Here is a 15,326-nt window from a genome sequence, read left to right on the forward strand (position 1 = left end):
TTAAAGTTGTTTTACCATGGTCAACGTGGCCGATTGTACCAACGTTAACGTGGGGTTTTGTACGTTCAAATTTTTCTTTAGACATCTTAATGTTCCTTTATTTAACCACTTCCCTAATTCAATAGGGAAGTGTTACTTTATTTATATAAATAATTATTTCGCTTTACGAGCTTCAATAATTGCGGTTGCAATATTTGTTGGTGCTTCATTGTACTTCAAGAACTCCATTGAGTAAGAAGCACGACCTTGTGTTTGTGAACGAAGGTCTGTTGCATAACCAAACATTTCTGAAAGTGGAACTTGTGCTTTAACTGTTTTACCAGTTGCAGTATCTTCCATACCTTCGATCATACCACGACGACGGTTTAAGTCACCGATAACGTCACCCATATAATCTTCAGGGGTTTCAACTTCTACTTTCATAATCGGTTCTAAAAGCACAGGTTTAGCTTTCATGAAGCCTTCTTTAAATGCCATTGAACCGGCAATTTTAAATGCCATTTCTGATGAGTCGACATCATGGTAAGAACCATCAAAGATAGTGACTTCAACATCAACAATTGGGTAACCAGCAAGAACACCGTTTTTCATTTGTTCTTGACAGCCTTTATCAACTGCTGGGATGTATTCTTTAGGAACCACACCACCAACAATTTCGTTGTTGAATTTGTAGCCTTCGCCACCCGCTTCCAATGGTTTGATTTTTAACCATACATGACCATATTGACCACGACCACCAGACTGACGAACAAATTTACCTTCTTGTTCAACTTCATTGCGAATTGTTTCACGGTAAGCAACTTGTGGTTTACCAACATTTGCTTCCACTTTAAATTCACGTTTCATACGGTCAACGATGATTTCTAAGTGTAGTTCACCCATACCAGAAATAATGGTTTGACCTGATTCTTCATCAGTGTGTACACGGAATGAAGGATCTTCTTGTGCTAGTCGACCTAAAGCAAGACCCATTTTTTCTTGGTCAGCTTTAGTTTTTGGTTCTACTGCAACAGAAATAACGGGTTCAGGGAACTCCATTCTTTCAAGAATGATAGGTGCGCTTTCAGCACATAGTGTATCACCTGTTGTTACATCTTTAAGACCGATTGCCGCAGCGATGTCACCAGCGCGAACTTCTTTGATTTCTTCACGTTTGTTAGCGTGCATCTGAACGATACGACCAAAGCGTTCTTTTTTATCTTTAACAGAGTTAAGAACAGTATCACCAGAGTTAACCACACCAGAGTAAACACGGAAGAATGTTAAGTTACCAACAAATGGGTCAGTTGCAATTTTAAATGCTAATGATGAGAATGGTTCATCATCACTTGAATGACGTTCTGCTGGTTCACCATCTGGTAATTCACCTTTAATCGCTGGAACATCAGTCGGTGCTGGTAAATATTCAACAACTGCATCAAGCATGAATTGAACACCTTTATTTTTAAAGGCACTACCACAAGTTACTAAGATGATTTCATTAGCAAGTACGCGTTCACGTAATGCTTTTTTCACTTCTTCTTCAGTTAACTCTTCACCACCAAGGTATTTTTCCATTAACTCTTCGTTTGCTTCAGCTGCAGCTTCCATTAAGTTAGCACGCCATTCTTCGACTTGCTCAACCATGTCAGCAGGCACATCTTCATAAGTAAATGTTACGCCTTGATCAGCATCGTTCCAGTTAATTGCTTTACGTTTAAGTAAATCAACTACACCAGTAAATCCTTCTTCAGCACCGATTGGTAATACTAATGGAACAGGTACTGCTGCTAAACGTGTTTTGATTTGTTCTACAACACGTAAGAAGTTAGCACCCATACGGTCCATTTTGTTTACAAATGCGATACGTGGAACTTTATATTTGTTTGCTTGGCGCCATACTGTTTCTGATTGAGGTTGAACACCACCAACCGCACAGTAAACCATAACTGCACCATCAAGTACACGCATAGAACGTTCAACTTCGATTGTGAAGTCAACGTGTCCCGGGGTGTCGATGATATTGATACGGTGTGGTTCAAATTGTTGTCCCATACCAGACCAGAATGCAGTGGTCGCCGCTGACGTGATAGTAATACCACGTTCTTGTTCTTGTTCCATCCAGTCCATGGTAGCTGCGCCATCATGAACTTCACCAATTTTATGACTTACACCAGTGTAAAACAAAATACGTTCAGTTGTTGTCGTTTTACCTGCGTCAATGTGTGCACTGATACCGATATTGCGGTAGCGTGCTATAGGGGTTGTACGAGCCATATTAATCCTCTATTTAGAATCGTTTGCTTAATAAAATATCATTTAGGTGGACTGACAGTAGATATGTGCTGTCAGTCTATTTTCAAGCCACTTAATATAAGTGGTTGATTACCAACGATAGTGTGCAAACGCTCTATTAGCCTCAGCCATACGATGAACATCTTCACGTTTTTTCACAGCGGTACCTTTGTTTTCAAAAGCATCCATAAGTTCATTCGCTAGGCGTAAAGCCATTGATTTATCGCCACGTTTACGTGCAGCATCTACAATCCAACGCATTGCAAGTGCATTTCGACGAACAGGACGCACTTCAACAGGAACTTGGTATGTAGAACCACCAACGCGACGAGACTTAACTTCTACAGTTGGTCTTACGTTATCTAGTGCAACTTCGAAAGCTGCTAAGTGGTCTTTTCCACTACGCTCAGCTAATTTATCAAGAGCTGAATATACGATTGATTCTGCGATAGATTTTTTACCATCTACCATTAAAATATTGACAAATTTTGCCAGTAAATCTGAACCGAATTTCGGATCAGGTAAAATTTTTCTTTGACCGACAACATGACGACGTGGCATTGGAATACTCCGTTTATATGTTATAAATTTTCAGGTTTACCCAAAACTCAAATGAGTTAAATGGAATTTTATAGTTTGGCCTTACTTAACGGAGTACCATTAAGCTTTAGGTCGTTTTACACCGTATTTAGAACGGCTTTGTTTGCGATCTTTAACACCTGCGCAGTCTAATGCACCACGAACAGTATGATAACGAACACCAGGTAAATCTTTAACACGACCACCGCGGATTAAAATCACGCTATGTTCTTGTAAGTTATGACCTTCACCACCGATATAAGAAGTCACTTCAAAACCGTTGGTTAAACGTACACGGCATACTTTACGTAATGCTGAGTTAGGTTTTTTCGGTGTAGTTGTGTAAACACGTGTACAAACACCGCGTTTTTGCGGGCATGCTTCAAGGGCAGGAACGTTACTTTTCGCTTCCTTTAGGGCTCTTGGTTTGCGTACCAGCTGATTAATTGTTGCCATTAATAAGCTCCTGATTAATTAAAATAAATTTAAAATTGCATTTTAGATACGTAATTAATAACTGTAGACCAAAACCTATGTATATAAGTTTTGGGTCGCAAGATTCTAGACCCCAACAGGCATAATGTCAAGTATTACCACAAGTTGTTTGTCGGGTTTAACACATATTTAATATCAATATTAGCTAGGTATAGTTGAGTATCATCGGTAGGCGGATTATTTTTATCTTAGTAAGATTTTTAGCTACTAAAATAGTCTCTATTATACAGTTAGTTGTAATTGATAGTTTGAGTTTAGGTACACTTGTATTTTATGTGTAATTATTAACATAGTTTTATCGATAAAGATTAAAATTATATTAATCAAATTTTTGCATTAAAAAATGGTAATATTATACTGGATCTTGAATTTACCCTGTATCAAATAACATCGATGAAAAGCGAATCTTACAAAGTTGTTTTACTCTTTAATGCAAACAATATTTATGACCGCCAAATATTAAAGGGCATAGGCGATTATTTGAAATTGCATAATATTCATTGGAATATTTATATTTCAGAAACCCTGCGTTATGATGCAAAAGCCGCTTTTCATTTTGATTGTGATGGGATTATTGCCAATTTTGATGATCCGGATATTGAAGATTTGCTGGCTAAAGAAACCATTCCTATTATTGGTGTTGGCAGCTCTTACCATGATCACGTAAGCTATCCAAACGTACCTTATGTGGCAGCTGATAATTATGCCATTATCGAAAGTGCGTTTAATCATCTATGCGAAAAAGGCATCCATCAATTTGCTTTTTATAGTATACCAACAACGCGATATTGCCGCTGGGCAGCAGTAAGAGAAAAAATATTTGAGCAGATCTTAGCGCAAAAAGGCTACCAAGGGGTTATATATCAAGGTATGACCACCTCGCTGGATAATTGGCAAGAAAGCCTAGATAAACTGTCTAAATGGTTACTCACTTTACCGATTAATACAGGCATTATTGCAGTCAATGACGCCAGGGCGCATCATATTTTGCAAGCTTGTGATAGGGTGGGAATAAAAATACCTGAACAGTTATGTTTGATTGGGATTGATAATGAAGAAGTGATCAATAATTTGTCGATGGTGTCGTTATCGACTGTCAAGCAAGGGACTGAAGAGATGGGATTTAATGCGGCAAGTTTATTAAATAAACAGTTCGCAAAAGGCAAAATTTCAACAGAACCACTCCTTATAGCACCTAAAAAAATTATTGCTCGGCGCTCAACTGATTACCGATCAATACAAGATCCATATGTAATTCAAGCTATGCACTATATCCGCGATTATGCTTGTAAAGGAATTAAAGTTGAGCAAGTTATTTCTGAAATGCAAATATCTCGATCAAACTTAGAACTTCGTTTTAAAGCGTCATTAGGTAAAACAATTCATTGTGTCATTCATGAAGAAAAGTTTAATCGAGCCAAATACCTATTAATTGAATCTTCACTGTCGATTCAAATGATTTCTGAGCAGTGTGGTTACCCCTCTGTACAATACTTTTATTTTTTATTCAAAAAGCTTTATGGAATGACACCTAAAGATTATAGAAATAAGTATGCTGTCAATAAAACTTCATCATGATATCGCGTTAATAAAAATTAGGTTGTATCACTTTATCACCAGAAAAAAATTGCTTGTTACTGACAAAATTTTTCTGGTGTGAATAGACTATTTTTTAACTGAACCGATCGATAATATAGCTATACCCCCCATTGTTGCAAATATCAATGAAACGATAAAAATTGCAGAAAAGCCAAATACTGAAATAACAAAAGCAGCAATAATTGGCGCTAGTGCTTGGGTAATAGTATTGCCTAGATTGTAAATACCTAAAAAGAATGCTATGCGATTTTTATCGGGAATCACTTTTAAATTTAATAAATTGTCGAGTGAATTCCAGATCCCCATACCAATACCAGCAGTGAAGGCATAAATAAGGACACCATTTAGGTTTGGATAAATAAATAAGCTTATTGCACCAATACCTAAAAAGATGGTGGATAGTCCAACAGGTAGTTTTAGAATTTTTAATTTATCGGAGATTGGTCCTGCAATGAACCCCATTAAAATGCCTAATATAAGCATAATCAAATTAATTAGCTGAATTGAATTTTGGGTTGCTTGCGCATCATGGTGGATAAAATCGGTCATGATATATAATAAGTAACCTGCAATAGTAAAATTACTGACACCTTGAAAGAGTTTACCAATTAGCGCTAAGTAGTAGTCTCGTCCAATTGACCACTTAGGGAAAATTGTTAACGCACCACTAAAACTATTTTGCTTTCTGATTGCACGATGGGTGGTTGCTTGATTTAGATTAGCTGGCTCTCGCACTATGATGACAGCAATTAATATACCAATAAATGCCAGCACACCAAAGATAACAAAGCCAAACCGGAAATTACCTAAAAACATTGCAGCAATAATGGTAAAGCCATTATTACCAAGTGCCATTCCCAGCCCACCATAGGCACTCGATGCGGTGCCTTTTCTATCGTCAGCGGCAAAATCTATCCAAGCCACCATGGGCGCAACAATAAAATTCAATGCGATTTGACCAAATAACCAACAGCCCAGTAAAAAAGGTATGCTATCAGCCGTTGACGCTAATATCATAGCAAGCATGAAAGCGATGCCACCACAAATTATCCAAGGTGAGCGATTACCAAATTTTGAGCGTGTTCGATCTGATAAATAGCCTGCAAGCATATTGGATATTGCCGCAATCACCATACCGCAGGCAGAAAATAGGGCTAATAGATGGATCTTGTTGGCTTCATCAATTTGTTGAATTAATGCCGGTAAAAAGAGACTTGATGCAGCAATATATGGACCTAACCACGATGCAGGACCAATGATTAGCCCAGGGATAAGTCGAGTTAATGGAATCGTTATTTTCATAATATATCGCCTTAAATCTCAATCATTATTTATTACATAGTAATAGTCAAAGTCAGCATAAGATTGATGCTGATAGCTATCGACAGAGGCAATAAAATTAAATAAGCCAGTAAATCCACCTATTTCACCCGGCTCGCCATTAACGCCTTCATCAGATAAGTAAAGGACATCCAAATTACTCATGAAAGATAGCCAAGCGTTATCGCGTTTGTAAAATAGTTCAATAATACCTTGTTGATAGACTATTTTGAGTTCAACAACACCATGAGGTATAGCAACACGGTGATTGGTGAACTCGATTCGAACGCCTAACTTTGCTTGTAGAAGGCTAAGAACGGTAGTTTTTAGTTGTTCGCTATAGGTTAAGTGAAAGTAAATCCAATTATTGGCATCATAGTAAAGCCCAACGCCTGCCGTTTGTGAATAATGCTCGGGCTGGAATTCGACTTTGGTTTGAACATGATAATTAAACGATGTGGTCCTTGTTGCCATGATAGCCGGATTAACTTGAGAAAATAGCGAATTTTGCCCATATATTCTGAGATGACTTGTGCGTTCATAGCTATTGACCCAATTAGTGGTTTGATTTCTATAAGGTGTCATAAAACGTAATGAATATGATCCATCAAACTCATCAATCACATCGTGATTGAGTGGCTTACCAAGTGGTAGTTCAGAGTCGAAATCCATTTTAGCTAAATTAGAACCATCAGCCATGACTAACCAACCGTCGTCAGTCCACTGCATCTTTTGGATTGAAGTTTCGCGTCCAAGTGGATTTAGTAATGTGTTTTTTATCGGTCTGGACATCAGATGAGCAATGTACCAATCGCCATTTTGTGTCTCAACTAGTGAACCATGTCCAGCTTTTTGCATGATTGAGTTAGGATTATACATTTCAAAATGACCCGCATCAGGATCGCCCAATGAAAATAGATGATTAGGCGAAGATGTCACAATGGGTTCTAATGATGGATGAGGTTGGTAAGGGCCAAAAATAGTTTTACTACGCCCAATTTCAATGCCATGTGCATAACCGGTCCCTCCAGCTGCGATTAACAGATAATAATAATCCTGTTTTTTATAAAGTTGTGGTGCTTCGGCGCAGCCTCGTGTGGTGAAACCTTGTGTAAGGCGAACCCAAGGGCTTACTAATTTTTTATGGTCTAAATCGATTTCGGCTATTACGATATGACCCGGTGCTTGATAACCTTGACGTGTTTCCCATTCTAAAATGGTTAAATAATGTTTACCATCCTCATCATGAAACAGTGCAGGATCAAAACCTATTGAGGTGATGTAGATAGGTGCAGACCAAGGACCCTGAATATTATTGGCACACGTTACATAGGTATCGGCATTAAATTCTCGTCCGGCCATATTGATCATGTGAGAGTAAATAAGCCAATATTTTTTGGTGATGCCATCGTACGATAAATGTGGGGCCCATATTCCTGCTGGTGTATGTGTTCCTGATAAATTAATTTCTCCTTGTTTAAACACATAGTCAATAAGTTGCCAATTGGCTAAATCAGTTGATTTAAAAATTTGTATCGCTGGTAGCCAATGAAAAGTTGAGGTTACAAGGTAATAAATATCATCGACACGAATAATCGATGGGTCGGGTGACATACCGGGGATAACGGGATTATTTATTTTTAGCATGTTATTTTTCTCTTATCGTTAAATTATTGATACTAAATGAAAAATATAAGTTGCATAACAGATAAATTAAAACGTGCTTTTCAATATAATTTATCTCTGTTTATTTTGTTATTATCAAATTTGGTTTTAAATTTATGAAATTTGGTTTATGAGATATTTGTCACAATCTGAAAAATATAAAAAAATTGGCAGGTAAATTAAGATTTTTAATTCTAAAAAAGATCTGCTTAGCATAGGTGGTGTGTAACAATCGCCAATCAAGCTAGCGGTAGTTTATTGACACAATAATGTTATGTTAACGCCTTTTTATTGGGAAGAGCGATTTACTTAAGTATTGATATGATTGGTTTTCGATAGTGGAAATAAAGGGGAAGATAACGTGATTCTTTCCCCTTTGATGAATCATTAACACATGAGTGGTTTTAGTTGCTGATAAATCTGTCTAAAAACAGCGCGTTGTTGTTGATATAACTGATAATTGTCACGATTCGGTTGATGCAGTTGAATTACTTTAGGTGAAGGTAATAATTCGTTTATAGGGGTATCTGGATGGCAAGCAATTTGGGCTAGTTTAGCTGCTCCTAATGCCGGGCCGACTTCACCGCCTTCACAATATTCAATAGGATAACCAGAAATATCACAGATTAATTGTCGCCAGTAGGCACTTTTTGCCCCACCACCAATTACCATTATTTTATCGGGCGAAATACCGGTTTTCGCAACGACATCGATACCGTCAGCCAGTGCGTAACTGACACCTAACAATATGGCTTTAGCTAAGTCTACTTTGTTGTGCTGATTAGTTAAGCCAAAAAATACGCCTTTCGCTTCAGGATTATTATGTGGCGTTCTTTCGCCAGATAAATAAGGTAAAAATTGGACGGGAGGTTTAGCATCAGTTTGATCGGTTTGAATTAATGAAATTAGCGTAGGTACATCTTTGATTGATAATAATTGGCAGCCCCAATCAAGACAAGATGCGCAGCTTAACATTACGGACATAAGATGCCAACGATCTGGTAATGCATGACAAAAACTGTGAATGGCCTGTTCTGGTTGACTAACAAAATGATCTGTGACAGCAAAGTAGACGCCCGAGGTGCCAAGTGATAACATCGCTTGCCCTGATTGATAGAGCCCAACACCAATTGCGCCAGCTGCATTATCACCGCCACCAGCAACCACCGGAATGGTATTTATTCCCCAGCTTTTTGCAACTTTATCGTTGACATAACCGGTGATTTGATTACCTTCAAATAGCGTCGGCATATGATGCCTGCTTAGTCCGCAAGCGGCTAATAGATCATCATTCCAATCACGTTTTTCAACATCTAACCACATGGTACCGGCTGAATCTGACATGTCTGATGCCAATTGTCCGGTAATGTTAAGACGTAAATAATCTTTAGGCAGGAGTACTTTATCGATTTTGGCAAAAATGTCTGGCTCATGATTTTTAACCCATTTGATTTTAGGCGCAGTAAAGCCAGCCATCATTAAATTACCGGTAATTTTTCTTGAATTCGGGACTTGCTGTTCTAATTGATGACACTCGGCATCGCAGCGGCCATCATTCCATAAGATGGCTGGTCTTAAAATTTGCAATTGTTTATCTAATAATACTGCGCCATGCATTTGCCCACTTAAACCAATCGCTTTAACGTGTTGTAAATCATGCAGTGAACGAAGTTCACGCATCGCTATATTGGTCGCTTGCCACCATTGATTTGGATCTTGTTCTGACCAAAGCGGAAAAGGGCGAGACACGCTAAGAGGTTGTGTTGTCGATGCGATAATGTTTTGCTGTTCATCCATGAGAATGACTTTTATACCAGAAGTGCCTAAATCAATACCAATATACATATATTTCTCCACTACAATGTTTATTAAGGCTACGGGTTTGTAGCCCTAATAAACTTATGTTGCCTAACAATTAGCCAAAAATGAACTTATTGACTAAGTTTTCAAGTTTTTCTTGCTCTCCACTACGTGTTTTTGGTTGTAATTTATGTTTTAGACTATACTCTGCAATTTGTTGTAATGACATTTTTCCCTGTAATATATCGTTACCCAGTTGTTTATCCCAACCAGCATAACGATTGGTAACACATTTGCTTAATGTTTGGCTTTCGAGCATTTTTGCCGCATTTTTTAATGATAACGCCATAGTATCAATGGCGCCAATATGACCATAAAAGACATCGTATTTATCAACGCTTTGACGGCGAATTTTGGCATCAAAATTTAGACCGCCTGTTTTAAAACCACCACTTTTTAGGATTTCATACATGACAAGAGTATTTTCTTCGACACTATTTGGAAACTGATCGGTATCCCAACCTAATTGTGGATCGCCTCGATTGGCATCAAGCGAACCAAAAATATCAAGAGAGATAGCTGAGGCAACTTCATGTTGAAAAGAGTGACCAGCAAGAGTGGCATGATTAGCTTCGATGTTAACTTTTATCTCGTTTTCTAGTCCAAATTGTTTTAAGAAGCCATAAATAGTGGCAACATCATAATCATACTGATGTTTGGTGGGTTCTTGAGGTTTAGGTTCGATTAGTAACGCACCTTTAAAACCAATTTTATGTTTGTTTTCAACAACCAATTGCATAAATTTACCCAGTTGTTGTCTTTCTTTACGCAGATCGGTATTTAAAAGTGTTTCATAGCCTTCACGACCTCCCCATAGCACATAATTTTGTCCACCAAGTTTATGTGTGGCATTCATCGCATAGACAACTTGTGTTGCAGCACAAGCAAAAACTTCTGGATCAGGATTAGTTGCTGCACCCGCTGCATATTTCGGATTAGTGAAACAATTTGCTGTACCCCAAAGTAGGTTAATGCCCGTTTGTTGTTGTTTTTCTAGCAAAATGTCAGTCATCGTGGATAAATTATTGATGTATTCTTGAATTGAACTCCCCTCAGGTGAAACATCCACGTCATGAAAAGCATAAAAAGGAACATTCATTTTGTAGAAAAACTCAAAAGCAATCTCGGCTTTTGCTTTAGCATTGATTAAAGGATCACTACTTTTTTGCCAAGGATAATCAAACGAACCAGAACCAAACATATCGGTACCTGCCCAACAAAATGTATGCCAATAGCAGATTGAAAAACGTAAATGTTCAGCCATTGTTTTACCTAAAATTATCTGGTTTGGATCATAATGTCGAAATGCAAAAGGATTATCTGATTGTGTTCCTTCATAGTTGATTCTATCTATTTTGTCGTAATATTGATTCATAATATTCCTCTAAATGATGCCTAATAAGTTAATGAGAGAGTTATCTTTGCTTGTTTTAATTTAGTGTTAAGCACAGTTGTGTTAATACGTTGTAATCAATATGCATTAAATTTGAAACTAACGACAATTATTAAATTTTGTAATTATTTTATGTTTTTTTATTTTTGTGATGCAGATCAAACTCTATAAGCACTCTAGTGACGTGTTTGGTAATGAATGATTTTTTTGACTGAATAATGCGGATTTTTGAAGATTAGTCGGTAAATAACTAAGCTATTACTACGGTGTTAATCGTAGCAATAGCTGTTTAAATTAGTGATGATCAATAAAGATAAATTTTAATGCGAACAATAATGCAAAAATAATTACACAAAGATTGAGTTCTTTAAATTTACCTGTACAGGTTTTTAATACCACATAGGAGATAAAACCAAGCGCAACACCTTCAGTAATTGCAAAGGCAAAAGGCATCATCAAAGCGGTAATAAATGCAGGCGTTGCATCGGTTAAATCAGACCAGTTAACTTTGACTAAACTTGAAACCATTAAAATACCGACAAATATGAGTGCGCCAGATGTGGCATAACTTGGTACTAAATGTGCAAGCGGTGATAAAAATGTCATCAGTAAGAATAAGATTCCAACCACAACAGCTGTTAAGCCAGTCCGTCCACCAACCGAAATACCCGCAGAACTTTCAATATAAGTTAATACTGAAGATGTACCAAATAATCCACCTAGAGATGAGCTAAAGCTATCGATTAATAGTGCTTGACGCATTTTAGGAAAGCGTCCTTTTTCGTCCGAAATGCCTGCTTTGTCGGTTAAGGCTAAAATTGTGCCTGATGAATCAAATAAGCTAACAATCATCACTGAAAAAATCACACCCATAATACCAATGTTGAATGAGCCAGCAAGATCGACATGACCAACAACTGGTGCGACACTCGGTGGCACTGCCGCTACACCTTGATACGTAATATTAGGATCAAGCCATAACGCCAGTAGGGTGACTACAAATATTGAAATTAAAACCGCTGCATGAAAATTGCGCGCTGCTAAAATAATAATAATAAAAAAACCAAGAGAGCCTAATAAGACTTTGAGTGATAAGATATTGCCCATGGTTAAGAGTGTTGCCGGTGAACTCACGACTATGCCCATATTTTGGAAGCCCATAAAGGCAATAAATAGTCCAATACCTGCGCTAATTCCTACTCGTAAACATTGTGGAATATGCTCAATTAACCAATGACGTACTTTAAACAGTGATAAAGCAAAAAAGACTAAAGAACCCCAAAATATCGCGCCCATGCCAATTTGCCAGGAATAGCCCATTGCGCCGCAAATCCCATAAGCAAAAAAAACGTTAAGTCCCATCGCGGGGGCTAATGCGATTGGTAAATTGGCAAATAAACCCATTAAAATAGTGGCAACAGCTGTCACCACACAGGTGAGAACAAATACCGCAGAAGTATCCATGCCGGTTGCAGATAAGATAGACGGGTTAACAAAGATGATATAAACCATAGTAAGAAAGGTGGTACAACCAGCAATGATTTCGGTGCCAATGGTGGTTTTTTTCTCTTTCAATTGAAATACTTTTTCGAATATTGAATTCATAAGTTAAGGCCTAATTTTGATTGATAATAGTCAATGTGCATTTAGTGTGTCTTTGCTGTGTTTATCTAAAATTTTTGTAAGCCAAAAATAGAAAAGATGCGAAGTATTCGCTCCACATCTTACAATAAACAGAGTTTTTACTGCGTTATTATTGCCAGTTATTTATTTAGGTCAAGTGTTATTCTATCGGACTACCATTTCCTGCGGCAAGATTAGCATTTACCGGAATATCTATTTTAACTTTTAAATTATTGTTAGTATTTGAAGTTTCCATATCAATCGACATGGTTTGACTAACTTGATATTGATTATTTGTTTCATGTTCTTTATCAATATTAAGAAACTGTAAAAGGTGATTTGCAATCTCTTCTTCACCGGTAACAACTTTGGTTGCACCATGTTCTTCAATATATTCGATTTCATCTTCGTAAAATGCTCGTACATAAATTTCTAAATCAGGATTCACCGTTTTTGCCTGTTGTGATATTTCTGCTGATTTATAGCCATTTGGCGAGGTAATAATTAACCATTTGGCTGATTTGATATGAGCAAAATTGAGGATCCCCGGCTTTATTGCATTACCAAATACCGCAATTAATCCATCATGGCGAATTTTTTCAACTAAAGTTAGTGACGGCTCGATCACAATAAACGGCACGTGATGGGCAATTAATTTTTCGGCAATCATACTACCTAATCTATCATAGCCAATTAAAATAGCATGGTTTTTAACCTCGGGTATTTGTTGGTTAATTTCAATAATGGGATCAATCATTCTATCAACAATGTTTTCAGTGCGTGATAAGTAGTATTCGAGCAAATTAAATATGAAGGGATTTAGCACAATAGATATGATAGAACCAGCTAAAATTAGGCTATGCGCTTCATCAGGAAAGATCTGTAAAGTGATACCTAATGCCGCAAGAATATAAGCAAACTCACCAATTTGCGCCAGACTTGCTGAAATAGTTAAAGCGGTGCGTTTAGAATAACCAAATAATCTGACTATCAAATATGCAGCAAGTGATTTGCCTAAAATGATTATTACAATAACCGACAATACGGCAATAGGATGAATCAGTAATATTTGGGGTTTGAATAACATTCCAACTGAAACAAAAAATAGTACGGCAAAGGCATCTTTTAATGGCAAGATATTTTTAGCGGCCCGATGGCTGAGATCTGATTCAGTTAATACCATTCCGGCAAAAAAAGCGCCCAATGCAAATGAAGCGCCAAACAGTTGTACTGCTGCTAAAGCAATACCTAAAGCAATAGCAAGTACGGTTAGTGTGAACAGCTCTTCAGAACCTGTTGCGGCACTTTTGGCTAATAGCCAAGGAATTGTTCGTCGACCAATTACAATCATGATAGCGATAAAAAGAATTACAAGACCTATAGTTTTGGCGACTTCTTTGACAATATCGATTGTATTATAGTTATCGCTATCACTAAACATGGTAGCAATCGCCGGTAGCAATACTAACGTTAACACCATGACCAAATCTTCCACAATTAGCCATCCCACTGCAATTTTACCGCGACGACTCTCTATCAGATTTCGATCTTCTAGGGCTCTGAGTAATACAACTGTACTTGCAGTAGATAAGCACAGCCCAAACACTAATCCCGTTAAAATCGGCCATCCAATCAAGCTAGACATACCCATTCCAAGTAATGTGGCAACGGTAATTTGAACAATTGCACCGGGAATAGCAATGTTTTTTACTTGCATAAGATCTTTTAATGAAAAGTGTAACCCTACACCAAACATTAATAAAATAATGCCAATTTCTGCTAGTTCTTGCACAATTGATGTATCTGCAACAAATCCAGGTGTTGTGGGGCCAACAATAATACCGGCAATAAGATAACCGACTAGCGGGGAAATACGTAAACGATTAGCGAGTAATCCAAGTAGGGTGGCAAGTACAATGCCGCCGATGATGGCAATGAGTAAAGGCCCGGTGTCATGCATGTATACCTCCTAGCTTTGTAAAGGGTGAGTTTGAAAGTATGGAGTGTGTTAATGTTAACATAACATGATGATTTTTTGAATTAATAGATACAGTTATTCACCAATCACTGTAACAGGTAAATAGTTTGGTTTAAGCTTTATTTACTGTTCTTTGATAGGAATACTTGCTCTCAAATAAAATCGGCAATTTAACTATTTTATGCTTTAAGTCGGACAGTTAAACAATGTAGCTTTGATTGGATAAACAAACGGCGCTTTTTAATCAAGAGTTAACTTAGTTTTAGCCCACTTAGGTGGGCTAATGCATTTTATGCTAACTGTGTTATGCCGGTTTGTTCAGTGTCATTTTAACCTTAAGAATACGGTGACTGTCTACTTTGGTCGTTTCAATCGCTTTAAAAAAGGGGGATTGAGTCTTGCTTTGGTAGGGGACCAAACCATTTGTGATTGGTTCGATAGGTAACAAGTGCACTTTCATGAGGAGTTAACTTAGTTTTAGCCCACTTAGGTGGGCTAACTCATTTTATGCTAATTGTGTTATGTCGGTTTGTTCAGTGT

Annotated in this window: 11 protein-coding genes; 1 reads left to right on the plus strand and 10 read right to left on the minus strand. The window is 37.5% G+C overall.

Going from position 1 to position 15,326, the window contains the following annotated elements:
• The 4 genes from J3U56_RS11550 to rpsL all read right to left on the minus strand — a co-directional run.
• The coding region (locus J3U56_RS11550) for a GTP-binding protein (RefSeq protein WP_010312103.1) at positions 1 to 85 on the minus strand (85 nt) is incomplete at its 3' end.
• Positions 86 to 153: 68 nt separating this feature from the next.
• A complete protein-coding gene (gene fusA, locus J3U56_RS11555; protein ID WP_065633264.1) occupies positions 154 to 2,256 on the minus strand; it encodes an elongation factor G in 2,103 nt (700 codons plus the stop codon).
• Between the two features lie 108 nt (positions 2,257 to 2,364).
• Positions 2,365 to 2,835 (minus strand): 30S ribosomal protein S7, encoded by a 471-nt coding sequence (rpsG, locus tag J3U56_RS11560; RefSeq protein WP_065633265.1) that lies wholly within the window; start codon positions 2,833 to 2,835, stop codon positions 2,365 to 2,367.
• A 99-nt stretch (positions 2,836 to 2,934) separates the two neighbouring features.
• Positions 2,935 to 3,309, minus strand: coding sequence for a 30S ribosomal protein S12 (gene rpsL, locus J3U56_RS11565; protein WP_034883792.1), 375 nt, complete (start codon positions 3,307 to 3,309; stop codon positions 2,935 to 2,937).
• Between the two features lie 432 nt (positions 3,310 to 3,741).
• On the opposite strand from rpsL, the gene J3U56_RS11570 reads away from it, so the two are divergent.
• Complete coding sequence (locus J3U56_RS11570; RefSeq protein WP_267349125.1) at positions 3,742 to 4,926, plus strand: XylR family transcriptional regulator; 1,185 nt, start codon at positions 3,742 to 3,744, stop codon at positions 4,924 to 4,926.
• 87 nt (positions 4,927 to 5,013) lie between these two features.
• Here J3U56_RS11570 and J3U56_RS11575 read toward each other — a convergent pair whose 3' ends face one another.
• The 6 genes from J3U56_RS11575 to ybaL all read right to left on the minus strand — a co-directional run bounded on the left by J3U56_RS11575 (position 5,014) and on the right by ybaL (position 14,768).
• Positions 5,014 to 6,252 (minus strand): MFS transporter, encoded by a 1,239-nt coding sequence (locus J3U56_RS11575; protein WP_065633267.1) that lies wholly within the window; start codon positions 6,250 to 6,252, stop codon positions 5,014 to 5,016.
• Between the two features lie 15 nt (positions 6,253 to 6,267).
• Positions 6,268 to 7,914, minus strand: a complete 1,647-nt coding sequence (locus J3U56_RS11580; protein ID WP_267367813.1) for a family 43 glycosylhydrolase — start codon at positions 7,912 to 7,914, stop codon at positions 6,268 to 6,270.
• A 405-nt stretch (positions 7,915 to 8,319) separates the two neighbouring features.
• Positions 8,320 to 9,777: a xylulokinase gene (xylB, locus tag J3U56_RS11585; RefSeq protein ID WP_267367815.1), complete on the minus strand. Its 1,458-nt coding sequence runs from the start codon at positions 9,775 to 9,777 to the stop codon at positions 8,320 to 8,322.
• A gap of 70 nt (positions 9,778 to 9,847) precedes the next feature.
• Positions 9,848 to 11,167 (minus strand): xylose isomerase, encoded by a 1,320-nt coding sequence (xylA, locus tag J3U56_RS11590; protein ID WP_267367817.1) that lies wholly within the window; start codon positions 11,165 to 11,167, stop codon positions 9,848 to 9,850.
• Positions 11,168 to 11,479: 312 nt separating this feature from the next.
• Positions 11,480 to 12,790: an NCS2 family permease gene (locus J3U56_RS11595; RefSeq protein WP_065633271.1), complete on the minus strand. Its 1,311-nt coding sequence runs from the start codon at positions 12,788 to 12,790 to the stop codon at positions 11,480 to 11,482.
• Between the two features lie 178 nt (positions 12,791 to 12,968).
• Complete coding sequence (gene ybaL, locus J3U56_RS11600; protein ID WP_416379744.1) at positions 12,969 to 14,768, minus strand: YbaL family putative K(+) efflux transporter; 1,800 nt, start codon at positions 14,766 to 14,768, stop codon at positions 12,969 to 12,971.
• Between the last annotated feature and the right edge of the window lie 558 nt (positions 14,769 to 15,326).

This window comes from Gilliamella sp. B2824 (genome assembly GCF_026536245.1).
Lineage (GTDB): Bacteria > Pseudomonadota > Gammaproteobacteria > Enterobacterales > Orbaceae > Gilliamella.